The organism is Blautia sp. ZXY-1-C6, from assembly GCF_056339875.1.
This window is the reverse complement of sequence record NZ_JBWJVQ010000303.1, coordinates 17,014-32,400: the sequence shown is the minus strand read 5'-3', so window position 1 is coordinate 32,400 and position 15,387 is coordinate 17,014. Positions and strand designations below refer to the sequence as shown.

The following is a 15,387-nucleotide window of genomic DNA, read 5'->3' as shown; positions in this document are numbered from 1 at the left end:
CCTGGATGTTGTAAAGAAGACGGCATATGGTGTGGACTTTGTTCTCTGGGGACTGGAAAATCAGGCAAAGATCCACTATGCGATGCCGCTGCGCCATATGGTTGGAGATGCATTTTCTTACATGAAAGAATATGATGAGATTGCAGCAGTAAATAAGAAAAACGGGGATTTCCATTCAGCGGATGAATTCCTGTCAGGTTTTAAGAAGACCGACCGGCTGCATCCGGTGATTAGTCTGTGTGTATATTATGGAGAAAGTGAATGGGATGGTCCGTTTTCCCTGAAGGATATGCTGGAGATCCCCGAAAAGATAGAATCACTGGTATCTGATTACCGTATGAACCTGGTACAGGTAAGATCAAGTGGAGAACTATGTTTCAGCGATCCGGACGTAAATATGGTGTTTGACGTGAGCCGCTTGATCTATGCCAGGGATTATACGAAGATCAATGAAGTTTACAGGGATCATAATATTCCGGCAGATCTTGGACTTGTGATAGGAGCCATTACAGAATCACAGAAACTGATTGACCATGCTTTGGAATCGGAGCAGAAAGGGGGACAGATCAATATGTGTAATGCATTGGAAGAGTTAAGACAGGAAGGTGTTGAAGAAGGTCGACAGGAAGGTCGACAGGAAGGCCGTCAGGAAGGCAGATGGGAAGGTATCCTTGAAGGCATTCGTGCGACTGTAAGGACCTGCAGGAATTTTAATATAAGTGAGACAGATACAGTCAGAAACATCATGAATGAATTTTCCCTGTCACAGGAAGAGGCTGTTAATTATGTAAAAAAATACTGGTAAATGGAAAACTCTATCAGGAAGAGCCTTAACAATGCGTAAAAAGTTTTCAGCCATATCAGAGAGATATGGCTGAAGATGTTTTTTCTTCGTTTCCGAAGATGTGAAAGCGAGAAGAACTATCGGCCGGAGTCTGCTTTTGCCTGTTGTATCTGCCACGTTCTATATGCAAAATACCGCATATAAAGGCACGATCTGATAAGCTTCTTTTTGCCTGAAGTCTTCGGCAGAGATTAAATACATTTGCGTGGGTGCAGGAGAGAGAGAAGATTTATTCAGCTGCATAAGGTTCCTGCATTTCTGATGTGGGGTGGTGCGGTAGTCTATGGCAATAAAATGACTGTTTTTGGACAGTAAAAAGGGAACTTCCGCCTGGTTGCCGCTGGACCAGTAGGAGAGGGCATAGCCATTCCGGATAAAGTGCTGTGCCAGAAAGGTTTCGATACAGGCTGTACCGGCGGTGGTTTCTTCTCCTGACAGAAGCTGGAAGGCAGGGATTTTCAGTATGCATGAGCATAATCCGGTGTCAACAGGATACAGATGTAAGGAGCTTTTGCTAGGTGTCAGGTACCAGCAGGAGCTTCTTTTCTTTTTTGTATTCCATAATGGCAGCAGGCATTCCGCCGATGATCAGATAGAGACGGAACTGTGACAGGGCTTTTTCGTGGAGTTTCTTTCCCATTGAGCTGAAATCGGAGAAATGATTGCGGATTTCTCTTGTAAGGGCAAACTCAGCATTGGCCCACAGAAATTCTTCAAAATCCAGTGGATACAGAGTCAGGATATCAAAGTCGTGGACGGAGAAAGAATCAGAGTTAACCACACCTTTATAGATAGAGGCAATGTTAAATATCTGCATTGTGTTTGCGCAGCTGGAACGTGAGACTATTCAGAAGCGTGTCAGCGACGCATATTATTCCAGAAGTCAGAAAGGTTTTCGCATGGGCGGCAAGCCTCCTTATGGTTATCGGCTTGAGGAGATCCTGATGGAAGGAATCCATACAAAGAAGCTTGTGGAAGAACCCGGGGAAGCGGCAATTGTGCGGGAAATTTTTGATATGTACGAACAACCGGACACTTCTTATGGGGATATCACCAGATATTATGCGGAAAAGGGAGTGCAGTTCTACGGAAAGGAACTGATACGTTCCATGCTGGCCCAGCTTTTGAGAAATCCGGTATATGTGCGGGCTGATATGGATGTGTACCGTTTTTTCAGGAGCCATGGAACCAATATAGTAAGCAGTCCGGAGCAGTTTGACGGGATTCATGGATGTTATCTTTATCAGGGGCGGGATGCGCAGACAGATAAGCTGCAGAATCTTAAGGGTCATATGCTGGTGGTGGCACCTCATGAAGGGCTTGTGTCTTCGGAGCAGTGGCTGAACTGCAGGATCAAGCTTATGAGAAATAAAACGATTCAGGCCAATAGGAAAGCTGTGAATACATGGCTGGCAGGGAAAGTGAAATGTGGCAATTGCGGATACGCACTTATGAGTATTAAAATACAGTCCGGTAAACAGTACCTGAGATGTACGAAGCGTCTGAACAACAAAGCCTGCCCGGGGTGCGGGAAGGTTTATACTGAAGATGTGGAGAATTATGTATATAAAGAGATGGTACGTAAGCTGCGTGAAGGACAGTCTCCTGCCACTTATACGAAGTTAAATGAAAATCCGCAGGTAAAGCAGATTTACAGGGAGATTGAGGAAATGGAAAAGGAGATTTCTCTGCTTGTGGATTCTCTGGCAGGTGCCGGAGAAACACTGACAGATTATATCAATCAGAGAGTGGAAGAAATAGACCAGATGCATCAGTTAAAGCTGGAGAAATTATCGGTGCTTGCGGAGAATCATGCGACACCGGAGCAGATGGAAAAGGTAGCATCTAATATAAGTCTGTGGGGAGAGATTGATTTTGAGGAGAAGAGGTTTACAGTTGATAAGATGATCAGGTCACTTAAGGTATTTCCCGGATTAGTCCAGATACAATGGAAATTCTGATATATAACAGTCCGGCAGAGCGTAAATTTTTGTCTTTACGCTCTGCCGGACTGGTGATAGTCTTATTATTTTTCGGTCAGTGGTTTGTTCTTTATAAGCATTTCGCGAATTACGTTTTGCGTATATTCTCCGACATGCCTCTTATCTTCTTTGCTCAGTTCATCCGGATAGATTGGCTTACCGTATTCTACTACAACTTTTGCAGGAGATATCTTCGGGAAGTGTGCCTCGAAAATGTTGGCTGAATTGCTGATCGCAATTGGGATGATCGGGCAATTGGCCTTGGTAGCGATTTTAAAGCTTCCTTCATGGAAGGGAAGCATGTCCAGCTCATCTTTATTTCTGTTTCGGGTTCCTTCCGGGAAAATACAGATGGAAATTCCGGATTTTACTTTGTCTACTGCGGTCAGGATCGTTTTGAGTCCCTGTTTGATGTCTTTCCTGTCAAGGAAGAGACAGTGGAGATAACGCATCCATGTGGAAAGAAGAGGAATTTTCTCCATCTCTTTTTTGGCAATGTAGCCTGTACGGATCGGACAGCGGGAGTAAGTAAGAAGTATGTCGAAGTAGCTTCTGTGGTTGCCGATATAAAGTACAGGTGTGTCCTTTGGCACATTTTCTTCTCCGATCACAGTAATCTTTGCACCGGTGATCTTAAGGATAAATCGGAATACTGCCTGGATGATCCTAAGGGAGCTGATATCCTTCTTTTCAGGAGAAAATCTGCCGATGATCCATTCGACCAGCAGGATGGGGATGGACAGGATCAGGTATCCGATCACAACAATACAGACTAGGATAAATCGTATCATTCGTTAATTCCTTTCCGGGCATTATATAATGCTGATGCCCATATATAAGTATAGAAGTTATTATAAGGAATTATGAGATATCCTGCAAGAAATAAATCATAGTATAATGATTTTTTGGCATTAAATAAAGCACTCAGGACAGGATTCTTTCCTGCAGAAAAGCAGTTACTGTCGGATATATAGCATAGAGTATGGTAATAACAGGGCTGTATCCGGCATAGAATATTTAGCGAAGAATGAGCAGGGGTGCATTATGGGCAAAAGGACAGGAGGACTGCTCTGTGTGTTGCTGTTGGCTCTTTTGCCGGCGGGCTGTCAGTTTATCAGGATTGAGGAGGGCGAACGTACACCTCTGGAATATACGATCGTAAAGCAGGAGGAAATTCCGGAAGAGATTTCAGAACTGATGGAACAGAAGAAAAAGAAAGTATTTCAGATGACCTATCAGGTGGGAGATATAAGGTATCTGATGAAGGGATATGGAGAGCAGCTTACAGGAGGGTACAGTATTCAGGTGGAGGAGGTTTCCGAATCAGAGAACGCAGTATTCTGCAAGACAAGGCTGATAGGTCCGGAGAAAGCGGATGCAGGCAGTGAACCGTCTTATCCCTGTATTGTCCTGAAAATCAGAGAAACAGAGAAACCGATAGAATTTTTGGGTTTTATCATAAAGTAAACAGAGAAAGGAAGGAAGCAGGTTGGAATTAAAAAAAGAAAGTATTCAGATGCTGCGTATCAAAAATAAAGCGGCAGCGCAGGCGACTTTTGACGAGGACTATAATGTGTCCGATGTGAAACCGGATATCGGGAGACTGGTGCAGAGCAAAGCGGATGTTTCCATGGAGGAAGTGAGGCTGAGTGAAGGAAGAGCGCTTCTTAAAGGGACATTAAATGCAGATTTGCTTTATGTGGGGGAAAAAGAGGGCAGGATTTACAGCCTTTCTGCGAAGCTTCCGCTGGATGAGATGATTAATCTGGAGGGAATCGAAGGGGGAGATAAGCTGTGTCTGAAATGGGAGATTGAGGATCTCAGTGTTCATATGATCCATTCCAGAAAACTGAATATTAAAGCAATTGTAACTTTTTATGCAGTGGTAGATGAACTGGCAGTCGTTGAACTTCCGGTTTCCGCAGAGGATCAGGAAGTCTCTGTGAAAACGGAGAAAGTCCGGCTTATGAGTCTTCGTGTACATAAAAAAGATACTCTGCGCATTAAGGATGATATTACTCTTGCGTCAAACAGACCTAATGTAGAAAACCTTTTGTGGTATATGGCTGAACCGAGGAATCTGGATCTGCGGCCGGGAGAGAACAAACTCCGGGTGAAAGGAGAGCTTGCAGTTTTTCTTCTGTATACAGGGTATGAAGAGGAGAATCCACCTCAGTGGCTGGAGTATACCATGCCTTTTTCCAATGAGATGGAATGCAGTGGCTGTATGGAAGATCTGATCCCACATATTGAGGTGTCTCTTCTTCATCAGGGGATAGAGGTAAAGCCTGATCCGGATGGTGAAGAACGTATCCTGCAGGTGGATGTGGTACTGGAATTAAATATGAAAATGTACAGGGAAGAGGAGCATGAACTTCTTCTTGATGCATACAGCCCACACAAAGAATGTGTTCTTCATCGGAAAAAGGAAATGTTGGAAAGTCTTCTGGTACGGAATTTTTCCAGGTGTCGTCTGACAGACCGGATAGAAGTTAAGGAGAGTCAGGGAAAAGTTTTGCAGCTTTGCCACAGCAGCGGTAAGGTAAAAGTAGATAAGACCAGGATTACGGATAAGGGAATTGTGGCAGAAGGAATTGTGGCACTCAAGATCCTGTATATTATTGGAAATGATGAAATGCCGTTTTATTCTATGGATGCCATGCTTCCGTTTACCCATCTGATCGAGGCAGAAGAGATCGGGAAGGATTGCACATATTTACTTCAGGCTGACCTTGAACAGCTTTCCACTGCAATGGCAGATGGGGATGAGATTGAAGTCAAGGCGGCGGTGGGACTGAATGTGCTTGTGTTCAGACAGTGGGAAGAGCAGCTTATTGAATCTGTGGAAGAACAGCCACTGGATCGTAAGAAACTGGAAAGTATGCCGGGAATTACGGTCTATATTGTAAAGGCCGGAGATACCCTGTGGGATATTGCAAAGAAATTTTATACAACTGTGGATGAGATTTCGGGTGTGAACAGTCTTACGGAAAAAGAGGTAAAGCCGGGGCAGTCGTTAATTCTTGTCAGGCAGGGATGATAATGAAAAAAATTTCCGGAAAAAATGAAAACTCCTATATTGAAAACTAAAAAAAAATGATTTAAAATATGCGCAAAGAGTTTTATTGTATACAAAGTACAAATATAATTGCGAAAGTACAGTTATATACGGATGATATTGTTGGAAACGGAGGATTTTATGCGTTTACGTGCATTGGCGAAGATAAATCTGGGACTGGATATTCTCAGAAAGAGAGAGGATGGCTATCATGAAGTCCGGATGATCATGCAGACGATACAGATGTATGATGTTCTGGAGATGAAGAGGGTGAGGAAGCCGGGGATTTCCCTGTCTGTCAATTATTCCTATATTCCGAATGATGAACGAAATCTGGTGTATAAGGCGGCGAAGCTTCTGATGGATGAATTTCAGGTTAAGGGTGGTGTGGATATCCATCTTGAGAAATTTATTCCTGTGGCAGCAGGTATGGCAGGCGGAAGCTCGGATGCGGCAGCTGCACTGGTGGGGATCAACCGGCTTTTTAAACTGGGACTGAGCCAGAAGGAGCTGATGGATCGTGCTGTGAATATCGGGGCAGATGTTCCGTACTGTGTGATGAGAGGAACTGCCCTGGCAGAGGGGATCGGGGAGAAATTGACCAGGATCACTCAGGTGCCGGACTGTTTTGTACTGATCGGTAAGCCCGGAATCAATGTTTCCACCAAAGCTGCCTATGAGAGCCTTCAGCTGGATAAGATTTCTTCTCATCCGGATATTGACGGGATGATAGGAGATATAGAACGTGGAGATCTTCTGGCAATGACACAGAAGATGGGAAATGTTTTTGAGCCGGGAATTATAGAGAAATATCCTGTAATTGGCGAAATCAAAGCACTGATGGAGAGTCATGGTGCGTTAAAGGCGATGATGAGTGGAAGTGGTCCTACAGTGTTCGGAATTTTTGATGATCGTGAGAAGATGGAGGCGGCAGCAGAGGTTCTCAGAGAGAGCCGGCTGGCGAAGACGGTTTTTGCCACAGAAGTAACGAAAGCAGGAGGGAATACAAATGACAAGTGATTTTTCAGTAAATATGAATGAATATCTTCCATTAAGGGATGTGGTTTTTAATACGCTGCGTCAGGCAATCCTGAAGGGCGAACTGAAACCTGGTGAGAGACTGATGGAGATTGCGCTGGCAGAGAGACTTGGCGTGAGCAGAACTCCTATCAGAGAGGCAATGCGTAAGCTGGAGCAGGAAGGTCTGGTAGTGATGATCCCGAGACGTGGTGCCCAGGTTGCCAATATCACAGAGAAGGATCTGAATGATGTTCTGGAGGTTCGTATTGCTCTTGAGAATGTAGCTATTGAGAAAGCATGTGCCCGTATGACTGAAGAAGAAATGAGGAGACTCTGGCTTGCTGCCAAGGAGTTTGAACATACGATCGCAGAGGGAAATCTTGTTAAGCTTGCGGAGGCTGACGTTGCATTCCATGAGGTTATTTATCAGGCTTCTGATAATAAGAGGCTGATCCAGGTACTCAATAATATGCGTGAGCAGATTTATCGTTATCGTGTAGAATATCTGAAAGAAGGTGAAACACGAGATGTTCTGGTGAAGGAACATGAGGAACTGACAAAGGCGATCAGAGAGCGTGACGTAGAACGCGCGAAACAGCTTTCTTTCCAGCATATCGAGAATCAGAGAATGGCTATCATGCGTTCTATTGAGGCTGAGGATGCAGAACGTGAACGTGCAGAGAAAGAGAAATCCAGGGGACACAGATAAGAATGGTATAATATCTGAATATCGGGAAATTCTAAGAGAGGCGGGATGCCTCTCTTTTTTTGCGCATCCATGTATTTAAGTGGGTTTAGGAATATTGCCGACTGGCAACAGATCTGTCTGGTACATCGAAAACGATGTACCGGTATGAAACGAGGTGGGAAATTATTGAAGAAACTGGAAGAATCCCGGAAAGTATCTGCAAATCTGAGGGAGAATGAGAAATATCTGCGAAGCAGGCTGGAAAATTGCAGTGACATTCTGATCCGTCCCATGCGGCTGGGAGATAAACATAAGGTGGACTGCCTTATGGTCTATATAGAAGTTGCGGTTTCCAACATGATGCTGGATGATTCTGCTCTTGGAAAGATGATCAATCATTTCTGGGAGATTTCGCCGGAGGATATTCAGGAATTTGTCAGGCATAACAGTCTTGGGATCGCAGATGTAAAGAAACTGGAGAATCTTGACGAGTCCATAGATGCCATGCTTGCAGGGAATGCAGTGTTTTTCATAGATGGATATGACAAGGCGATGAAAATCTCCAGCAAAGGTTATCCATCCACAGGTGTGATGGAGGCAGAATCGGAAAAGGTGCTGCGGGGTTCCAGGGAAGGATTTTCGGACAGTGTGAAAAGTAACAGTGCACTGGTAAGAAAAAGGCTTCGTGATACCAGACTCAAGGTGGAAGAATATAAAATCGGTGTGCGCTCTCATACCTTAACGCAGGTGTTATACATGGATGACCTGGTACATGAGGGACTTCTGGAAGAAGTGAAGGAACGGCTGGAAGAATTTCAGATTGACGGAATCCTTGACAGCGGTATGCTTGAACAGCTGACAGAAGATGTGTGGTATTCTCCTTTTCCTCAGTATCAGACAACGGAACGTCCGGATCGTGCTGTGCAGGAAATCCTGAAAGGTAAGGTTGTGATTCTGTGTGATAATTCTCCGGAAGCATTGATCCTTCCGGGAAATTTTAGCAGTTTCATGGAGAGCAGCGAGGACTGGTATCACAGGTTCGAGATGGCTTCCTTTCTCAGAATACTGCGATATTTGGCTGTGATCATGGCGACTGTTCTGCCGGGACTTTACCTGGCAGTGATACGTTTCCATACACAGATTCTGCCATCTGCACTGATACTGTCTTTTGCGGAGGCGAGGGAAGGAGTGCCCTTTTCCAGTGTGGTGGAACTGATTTTTCTGGAACTGGCTTTTGAACTGATTCGGGAGGCTGGGGTGAGAGTTCCGGGATCTCTGGGAAATGCTATTGGCATTGTTGGCGGACTGGTGATCGGACAGGCAGCGGTAGAGGCAAATCTTGTGAGTCCGATCGTGGTGATGATCGTGGCGTTGACTGCGCTTGGCTCTATGACTGTTCCAAATGAAGAGTTTGCAGCAGCATTTCGGCTGGTGAAGTATGGGTTTCTGATCCTGGGAGGTTATCTGGGAATTTACGGAATCGTGCTGGGAGTATATCTGGTTATAGGGCACCTGGCAGGCCTGATAAGTTTTGGTATTCCTTACCTGGTTCCTTTTATAAAGAAAGAACAGAAGGGCAGCAGAGGAGAAGGGGTTCTGAGAGTTCCGCTGCGCAAGAGGGTATTACGACCGCTTTATGCAAGAGAGGAGCAGAAGATCCGTTTGAAGAGAAAGGAGTCCGGTTCATGAGATTTGCAGAGAATAACAGAATTTCCCACAGGCAGCTGTACAGGCAGATGATACTGGCATTACTGGCACCATTTATGCTCTGCGTTTTCGGAAAGGGTGGAATGAACGGAATCAGTGCAGTGGCGGGAATGATTTTTGCGCTGATATTGCTTGGGTTTTATGTAATCTGGCTGATACGGCTGACACCTTCATTTGAAGATCCGGTAAAGTCTGCAGGTGCTTTTGCGGGAAGGCTGATCGGGATTTTTTTTCTGATCTATGTGTTGATGGCGGGAGGATATCTGCTGGCACTTCTCAGGAGGCTGGTTCCTGTAAAGCTGATCACAGGAGTATCCGGCCGATGGATCGCATTCTGGGCGGTTCTGGTATGTTCTGTCGGAACCTGCAAAGGTGTACAGAGAAGAGGAAGAATGGCGGAAGTATCAGGTGGTCTGCTTCTTGGCGGGATTATGATAATGATGATACTTTGTGTGCCACAGGCAAAAACGGAATATCTCGTGGGAGGAATCCGGTGGGAGGAGCTTACAGTGAGAAATGTCCGTCAGTCTTTTTATGGAACTCTGTGTGCCTTTTCGCCGGTGGCATTGCTGCCATTTCTGTTGGGAAATGTGGAGAAATACGGAAGTGCGGGAAAGACGGTGGCAGGAGGGATCCTGACACTTGGCGGGATTCTTATTGGAATGGAGCTTCTGCTTCCGGCAGTTCTGGGATATGACAGGGTAGCGGCGGAAAGTTATCCGGTCCTGCCTCTGCTGGCAGGCGCAGATCTTCCGGGAAATGTACTGGCCAGATTTGACATCCTGTGGATGGGATTTCTGCTTTACAGCCTGCTTTTTGCAATAGGGAGTCTGCTGTATTATGGAAATCAGATTATCGGGAAATCTCATCCTGGTAGGGGGAGGTTCTGGCTTCCGGCACTGGTTTTCCTGATTTCGCTTCTGGAAGAAGAGGGAAAAGGAATACTGGATTATTTTGGATGGTGTTTGGCGCATATTTTCGTCCCGGGAATTCTCATCTGTCAGTTTTATATGTTTATCAGAGGAAAGGGACACCGCAGGAAGCAGAGGAAAAGGGCTGTCAGTGTGGTGACCGGGATTTTGTCAGTCAGTCTTTTTATGAGCGGATGTGGTGCGGCTGTGGAACCGGAGAAGAGAATGTATCCTATGGCACTTGGCGTGGATGCCTCAGAAGAAGGAATCTGTCTTACCTATGGGATGCCGGATCTTTCTGAGAGTACGGGGCAGGGAAAAGAGGAAGAAGATGGCGGTTCCCGGGTTCTGCAGATCAGTGGTGCTGATTTCACCCGGATTGAAAAAATGTATGATCAGTCACAGGAAAAACTTCTTGATATGGGGCATCTGCAGGTTCTGGTCATGGGGAGAACACTGGTGGAGGACGGAAGATGGAGAATGGTGCTGGATTATCTGAAACAGGAGATTTTTGTGGGGGAAGATCTTTATGTGTTTGAAGCGGAGGACGCAGGGGAGATCCTGAACTGGCATGGAGAGGATAATTCATCAGCAGGAGAATATATTACAGGACTGATCCGAAACAGAATGTCAGGAGGAAATATTACGGCTGTGACACTCAGAGAGCTTTTCTATGAAAAATATAAAGAAGATAAAATCCTGCGACTTCCGATTGTGAAGATCAGAAATGGAAGTCTGGAAGTGGAAGTATAAATCAGGAAAATATTGGCATAATCCAAATATTAAAGTGCTGTCTGGAAATTTCATATAAAATAAGAAAATATATAGGAAAATAACAAAGGCAGATATGGTAACTGATAAGATATAACAGGAGAGAGGGACAATGATGAATAAAAAGAGTAAGAACAAAAAATTAAGAAGAAAACTGTCGTTTGTTCTGTTCGTGGCAGCTGTTGGTGTTCTTATGATGAGAGCAATGCCGGGAATGTCCGGGAAGATAGCAAAAATCGCTGAAAGACGACAGGAACAGACTGCAGTTACTGCATGGTGGGGGACATTGTACCCGAAATTCTGCTTCTCGCAGTTCCCTGAGGAAAATAAAGGACAGAAAGATGACATAAAGATATCCTTCTGGCTTGCACAGGCTCTTGATTGGTGATAGAATAGTGAGACAATCAATAGAGATGGAGAATAGAAATCAATGAAAATAGACAGAGAGGCACCGATAGGAGTATTTGATTCCGGTGTGGGAGGGCTGACTGTTGCGCGTGAGATCATGCGTAATCTTCCTTCAGAAAAAATCGTATATTTTGGTGATACGGCGAGAGTGCCTTACGGAAGTAAATCGAAAGAAACTATCATCCGGTATTCCCGGCAGATCATTCGTTTTCTTCAGCAGCAGCAGGTAAAGGCGATTGTGGTTGCATGTAATACAGCCAGCGCTTTTGCCCTGGATGCAGTGAGGGATGAGTTTGACATTCCTATCATTGGCGTGATAGAACCGGGTGCGAAGGTGGCGGCTGCCCAGACCAGAAATAAGAGGGTAGGAATCATTGGTACTGTGGGAACTGTAGGAAGTGGGATACATGCAGAGTATCTGAAGCATCTGGATCCGGAGATCACTGTTTTCGGCAAAGCATGTCCGCTGTTTGTGCCACTGGTAGAAGAAGGGTGGCTTCATGATCCGGTGACTGATGAGGTCGCTGCCAGATATCTGAAGGAACTTCAGGATAAGCAGGTGGATACACTGATATTGGGATGTACTCATTATCCATTGCTTCGTTCCACCATCAGAAAGATCATGGGAGACGGAGTATGTCTGGTGAATCCGGCTTATGAAACCGCACTGGAGCTGGGAAGGCTTCTGGAGGAAAAAGGACTTGCCGGTGAAGGTACAGAGAAGAATGAATTTCCGTATCGCTTCTATGTGAGTGATCTGGCAGATGAGTTTAAGGCATTTGCCAATTCGATTCTTCCATATGATGTGGAGATGACGAAAAAAATAGATATTGAGAAGTATTAAAAACAGCAGATTGCTGAATGGTTATAATATAGATACATAAAAACAGGTTTTGAACAGTATAAAAACAGGAGTATGAGAAGAATGGATAAAGAAGTGCTGATTCATGTAAGGGGACTTCAGACAATGGATGCAGACGGTGAACAGGAACCTCTGGAGATTGTTGTACCGGGACAGTATTATTTCCGGAACGGAAGTCATTATCTGCGCTATGAGGAAGTCATGGAGGATTTTGCAGAACCTACCGTCAATTACATAAAAATTTCCCGGAAGGGAATGGAGGTTCGCAAGAAAGGTGTGGTCAATGTTCATATGGTTTTTGAACAGGGTAAGAAGAATATGACTTACTATACCACTCCCTATGGAACCATTGAAATGGGGATTGCGGCGACGAATCTGAATCTGCAGGAGAGTGATGGCGGTCTTGATATGAAAGTGGATTATGCGCTTGATATGAACCAGGAGCATGTGGCAGACTGTTATCTTGCGATTAAGGCACAGCCAAAGGACTGTAAGAATTTTACAATTTGATCAGATCTGGTAAGTTCTCTGCTTCGTTGCAGATATCTGTCTGATCAAAACAGAAAAAGGTCAGTGATCTGTGTGTATGGATGACACGATTCACTGACCTTTAGTTTATATGTCTGACTGCATTTATCTGGCAGTTTTGTCTTTCTTGAATTTTGCAAAGAAACCTTTCTTTTTGGGAGCCGGTGTCTGAAGGGAACCGCGGATTCCTTTTACGCCTACAATATAAAGACCGCTTACTTCGGCTTTGATTTCTTTCTTAAGCGGAATCAGGTCGAAAACCTTCTCATCTGCGATCATGATCGCAATCTTTGGTCCGATTTTAGCTTTAACGATTGGAAGCTTGGAACGGCGCATAAGTTTAGGTGTCTGTTCAATTACCATCTGAGGAAGTCCGGATTCTTTCAGTGGCATCCTCTTTTTATCGATAACCAGCATGGAAACGGTTTGTTTAGTTGCTTCAATCTGAGCCTGCTGTTCTTCCTGTTTCTTCTGGGCTTTTTTTCCGAAGAAATATAAACCGATCAGTGCAGCGATCAGGATAACAAGAATGACCAGAAGGACTATTGTTACTGTACTCATTTGCATCCTCCCTAATGTATGTGTTTTCACAGGGACTGTTGGTACGGACAGTCCATTGCATAAAAATTATTTTATCATTAAATAAGGTAAAACGCAATTGCAAAAAAAGAATTAATGGATGGAAAGCGGTAGAAATTTACATTATGAAAGGTTATAATTGTAGCAAAACTGTAATGCGACAATATTTGCCGGAGCGAACAGTAATGGTAAATATGCGGAACAGTTAAAGACATTTTTACAGGATGGAATCATAATGTGTGGTTATAATATATGTAACGGGAATTGTGGAGTTATTTTGTGACAGAATAATTTGTGAGTAAAAAACGGATATGATAAAAAGGAGAAAAGCATGAGCGAATTAAAGCCCGACTCTGAGAAGAAAGAGGAGCGACTTTCAGATAAGGAAAAAGTAAATACAGAAAAGACAAATGCAGAAGAACTAAATGCAGAAGAACCAAATGCAGAAAAACCAAATACAGAAGAGATAAACGAAGAACCTCCGGCAGCAAGCGAGGACGAAGATTTCTTTTTTGATGATAATAAAGCTTATGAAGCCCGTAGGGCAGCCAGACTGGAACGCCGCAATAAACTTCGCCGCAGAAAAAAAAGACTGCGTATCGCAGGCTGCATAGTGGTGGTGGCGGCCGCTGCAATTGGGATTGGAATAGGATTTTACGGGGAAGAACTGCAGAATTTTGTCAGTGAGCAGCAGGTTAAGATTGCGCAGATGGTGAAATCTGCAGACAGGAAAACAGAAGAAGAAAAAACAGCTCAGCAGACAAATGCAGAGGCAGAAGCTGAGAATGCGGTGACACCTGAAGTTCAGGATACAGATGGACTGAGTGAAGAGGACAAAACTCTTTACAGGCAGGCAAAGTATGCTGCAAAACAGTATGATTATGATAAAGCCATAAGTATGCTGCAAAACAGTGAGACTTATCAGACAAGTGAGAAGTTTCAGCATGCGGTTAAGGTTTATCAGAAAAAGAAGGAATCCTGCGTTTCCTGGCCGTTAGACCAGGTGACACACGTCTTTTATCATACTCTGATCAAAGATACCGGTAAGGCTTTTGATGGGGATTACAAGTCAGGAGATTACGATCAGGTTATGACAACGATTGATGAATTTAACCAGATTACTCAGAGCATGTATGATAAGGGATATGTCATGGTCAGCATTTATGACATGGCGACAGCGGATGAAAATGGGAATATGAATGCAGGGGAGATTCTCCTTCCTCCGGGTAAAGTACCGTTTGTGCTTTCGCAGGATGATGTGTGTTATTATCATTATATGGACGGGGACGGATTTGCAACCAAACTTATCGTAGATGAGGAAGGAAAAATCCGCAATGAATATGTGGAAGATGATGGCAGTATTTCTGTAGGCGATTATGATATGGTTCCTCTGATCGATCGTTTTGTAGAGGAACATCCTGATTTTTCTTACAGAGGTGCTAAAGGAATTGTTGCCCTTACCGGTTACAATGGAATTCTTGGTTATCGCACAGACAGCAGTTATGAAACCCGTCCGGATGATCTGGATGCAGATAAAGTAAAATGGCTGGATGAGCATCCGGATTTTAATCTGAATACAGAGAGAGAAAATGCAGCCAGAGTAGCGCAGGCTATGAAAGATGAAGGCTGGCTGTTTGCAAGCCACACATGGGGACATCAGAATGTAAGTCAGATCAGTCTGGAGAGATTACAGGCAGATACACAGAAGTTTAAAGAGAATGTTGATCCTCTGATAGGCGGAACAGATATTATTATTTTTGCATTTGGAGCAGATCTTACCAGTGTTGAAGATTATTCGGGGGAGAAGTTCGAATATCTTAAGAGCCAGGGCTATAATTATTACTGTAATGTGGATTCAAGCCAGTATTTTGTGCAGATCCGCAGTAATTATTTCCGGCAGGGAAGAAGAAATCTGGACGGATACAGAATGTACTATAATCCGGAACTTCTCTCAGATCTGTTTGATGCACAGTCTGTGTTTGATTCTTCCAGACCGGTGCCGGTTCCAACTATGGGGTGAGTATGATCT

The 15,387-nt window shown here is 44.3% G+C and carries 16 protein-coding genes; 12 read left to right on the top strand and 4 right to left on the bottom strand.

Going from position 1 to position 15,387, the window contains the following annotated elements:
- A partial coding sequence (locus AC075J_RS18570; RefSeq protein WP_476390605.1) for an RpnC/YadD family protein occupies positions 1-805 on the top strand: 805 nt, incomplete at its 5' end.
- A 159-nt stretch (positions 806-964) separates the two neighbouring features.
- Here the strand turns inward: AC075J_RS18570 and AC075J_RS18565 are convergent.
- Both AC075J_RS18565 and AC075J_RS18560 read right to left on the bottom strand, forming a co-directional pair.
- Positions 965-1,369, bottom strand: coding sequence for a DUF4143 domain-containing protein (locus AC075J_RS18565; RefSeq protein WP_226852700.1), 405 nt, complete (start codon positions 1,367-1,369; stop codon positions 965-967).
- Positions 1,359-1,661 carry a hypothetical protein gene (locus AC075J_RS18560; RefSeq protein WP_055060434.1) on the bottom strand — a complete coding sequence of 101 codons (303 nt, stop codon included), beginning with the start codon at positions 1,659-1,661 and terminating at the stop codon, positions 1,359-1,361. The genes AC075J_RS18565 and AC075J_RS18560 overlap by 11 nt, the downstream gene beginning before the upstream one ends.
- On the opposite strand from AC075J_RS18560, the gene AC075J_RS18555 reads away from it, so the two are divergent.
- Positions 1,645-2,805, top strand: coding sequence for a recombinase family protein (locus tag AC075J_RS18555; protein ID WP_022379926.1), 1,161 nt, complete (start codon positions 1,645-1,647; stop codon positions 2,803-2,805). The two genes, AC075J_RS18560 and AC075J_RS18555, sit on opposite strands and share 17 nt — an antisense overlap.
- 65 nt (positions 2,806-2,870) lie before the next feature.
- Here AC075J_RS18555 and AC075J_RS18550 read toward each other — a convergent pair whose 3' ends face one another.
- Complete coding sequence (locus tag AC075J_RS18550; protein WP_022379927.1) at positions 2,871-3,617, bottom strand: lysophospholipid acyltransferase family protein; 747 nt, start codon at positions 3,615-3,617, stop codon at positions 2,871-2,873.
- Between the two features lie 253 nt (positions 3,618-3,870).
- Here AC075J_RS18550 and AC075J_RS18545 point away from each other — a divergent pair, with 253 nt between their 5' ends.
- The 9 genes from AC075J_RS18545 to AC075J_RS18505 all read left to right on the top strand — a co-directional run bounded on the left by AC075J_RS18545 (position 3,871) and on the right by AC075J_RS18505 (position 12,761).
- On the top strand, positions 3,871-4,293 hold the full coding sequence (locus AC075J_RS18545) for a protease complex subunit PrcB family protein (RefSeq protein WP_022379928.1): 423 nt from the start codon (positions 3,871-3,873) through the stop codon (positions 4,291-4,293).
- A gap of 22 nt (positions 4,294-4,315) precedes the next feature.
- Complete coding sequence (locus tag AC075J_RS18540) at positions 4,316-5,866, top strand: DUF3794 and LysM peptidoglycan-binding domain-containing protein (protein WP_022379929.1); 1,551 nt, start codon at positions 4,316-4,318, stop codon at positions 5,864-5,866.
- 159 nt (positions 5,867-6,025) lie between these two features.
- Positions 6,026-6,904 (top strand): 4-(cytidine 5'-diphospho)-2-C-methyl-D-erythritol kinase, encoded by an 879-nt coding sequence (gene ispE, locus AC075J_RS18535; RefSeq protein ID WP_022379930.1) that lies wholly within the window; start codon positions 6,026-6,028, stop codon positions 6,902-6,904.
- Positions 6,894-7,613, top strand: coding sequence for a GntR family transcriptional regulator (locus AC075J_RS18530; protein WP_008707732.1), 720 nt, complete (start codon positions 6,894-6,896; stop codon positions 7,611-7,613). Before ispE ends, AC075J_RS18530 begins: the two co-directional genes overlap by 11 nt.
- Before the next feature lie 174 nt (positions 7,614-7,787).
- On the top strand, positions 7,788-9,281 hold the full coding sequence (locus AC075J_RS18525; RefSeq protein ID WP_025580665.1) for a spore germination protein: 1,494 nt from the start codon (positions 7,788-7,790) through the stop codon (positions 9,279-9,281).
- Entirely contained in the window at positions 9,278-10,963 is a 1,686-nt protein-coding gene (locus AC075J_RS18520; protein ID WP_022379932.1) for a GerAB/ArcD/ProY family transporter, read from the top strand. The genes AC075J_RS18525 and AC075J_RS18520 overlap by 4 nt, the downstream gene beginning before the upstream one ends.
- Before the next feature lie 130 nt (positions 10,964-11,093).
- Positions 11,094-11,369 (top strand): hypothetical protein, encoded by a 276-nt coding sequence (locus AC075J_RS18515; RefSeq protein WP_008707729.1) that lies wholly within the window; start codon positions 11,094-11,096, stop codon positions 11,367-11,369.
- 42 nt (positions 11,370-11,411) lie between these two features.
- Entirely contained in the window at positions 11,412-12,233 is an 822-nt protein-coding gene (murI, locus tag AC075J_RS18510) for a glutamate racemase (RefSeq protein WP_008707727.1), read from the top strand.
- An 81-nt stretch (positions 12,234-12,314) separates the two neighbouring features.
- Positions 12,315-12,761, top strand: coding sequence for a YwiB family protein (locus AC075J_RS18505; RefSeq protein ID WP_020993305.1), 447 nt, complete (start codon positions 12,315-12,317; stop codon positions 12,759-12,761).
- A gap of 123 nt (positions 12,762-12,884) precedes the next feature.
- Here the strand turns inward: AC075J_RS18505 and AC075J_RS18500 are convergent, their stop codons facing one another.
- Positions 12,885-13,340: a hypothetical protein gene (locus AC075J_RS18500; protein WP_022379933.1), complete on the bottom strand. Its 456-nt coding sequence runs from the start codon at positions 13,338-13,340 to the stop codon at positions 12,885-12,887.
- Positions 13,341-13,689: 349 nt separating this feature from the next.
- Here AC075J_RS18500 and AC075J_RS18495 point away from each other — a divergent pair, with 349 nt between their 5' ends.
- Entirely contained in the window at positions 13,690-15,378 is a 1,689-nt protein-coding gene (locus AC075J_RS18495) for a polysaccharide deacetylase family protein (RefSeq protein ID WP_022379934.1), read from the top strand.
- Positions 15,379-15,387 lie beyond the last annotated feature (9 nt).

What these genes read in the sequence shown, in the direction of transcription:
- AC075J_RS18555 (WP_022379926.1), top strand. Translation starts at nt 1,645, where the DNA reads ATGTTAAATATCTGCATTGTGTTTGCGCAGCTGGAACGTGAGACTATT.
- AC075J_RS18560 (WP_055060434.1), bottom strand. Translation starts at nt 1,661, where the DNA reads ATGCAGATATTTAACATTGCCTCTATCTATAAAGGTGTGGTTAACTCT.
- AC075J_RS18550 (WP_022379927.1), bottom strand. Translation starts at nt 3,617, where the DNA reads ATGATACGATTTATCCTAGTCTGTATTGTTGTGATCGGATACCTGATC.
- AC075J_RS18545 (WP_022379928.1), top strand. Translation starts at nt 3,871, where the DNA reads ATGGGCAAAAGGACAGGAGGACTGCTCTGTGTGTTGCTGTTGGCTCTT.
- ispE (WP_022379930.1), top strand. Translation starts at nt 6,026, where the DNA reads ATGCGTTTACGTGCATTGGCGAAGATAAATCTGGGACTGGATATTCTC.
- AC075J_RS18530 (WP_008707732.1), top strand. Translation starts at nt 6,894, where the DNA reads ATGACAAGTGATTTTTCAGTAAATATGAATGAATATCTTCCATTAAGG.
- AC075J_RS18520 (WP_022379932.1), top strand. Translation starts at nt 9,278, where the DNA reads ATGAGATTTGCAGAGAATAACAGAATTTCCCACAGGCAGCTGTACAGG.
- AC075J_RS18515 (WP_008707729.1), top strand. Translation starts at nt 11,094, where the DNA reads ATGATGAATAAAAAGAGTAAGAACAAAAAATTAAGAAGAAAACTGTCG.
- murI (WP_008707727.1), top strand. Translation starts at nt 11,412, where the DNA reads ATGAAAATAGACAGAGAGGCACCGATAGGAGTATTTGATTCCGGTGTG.
- AC075J_RS18505 (WP_020993305.1), top strand. Translation starts at nt 12,315, where the DNA reads ATGGATAAAGAAGTGCTGATTCATGTAAGGGGACTTCAGACAATGGAT.
- AC075J_RS18500 (WP_022379933.1), bottom strand. Translation starts at nt 13,340, where the DNA reads ATGAGTACAGTAACAATAGTCCTTCTGGTCATTCTTGTTATCCTGATC.
- AC075J_RS18495 (WP_022379934.1), top strand. Translation starts at nt 13,690, where the DNA reads ATGAGCGAATTAAAGCCCGACTCTGAGAAGAAAGAGGAGCGACTTTCA.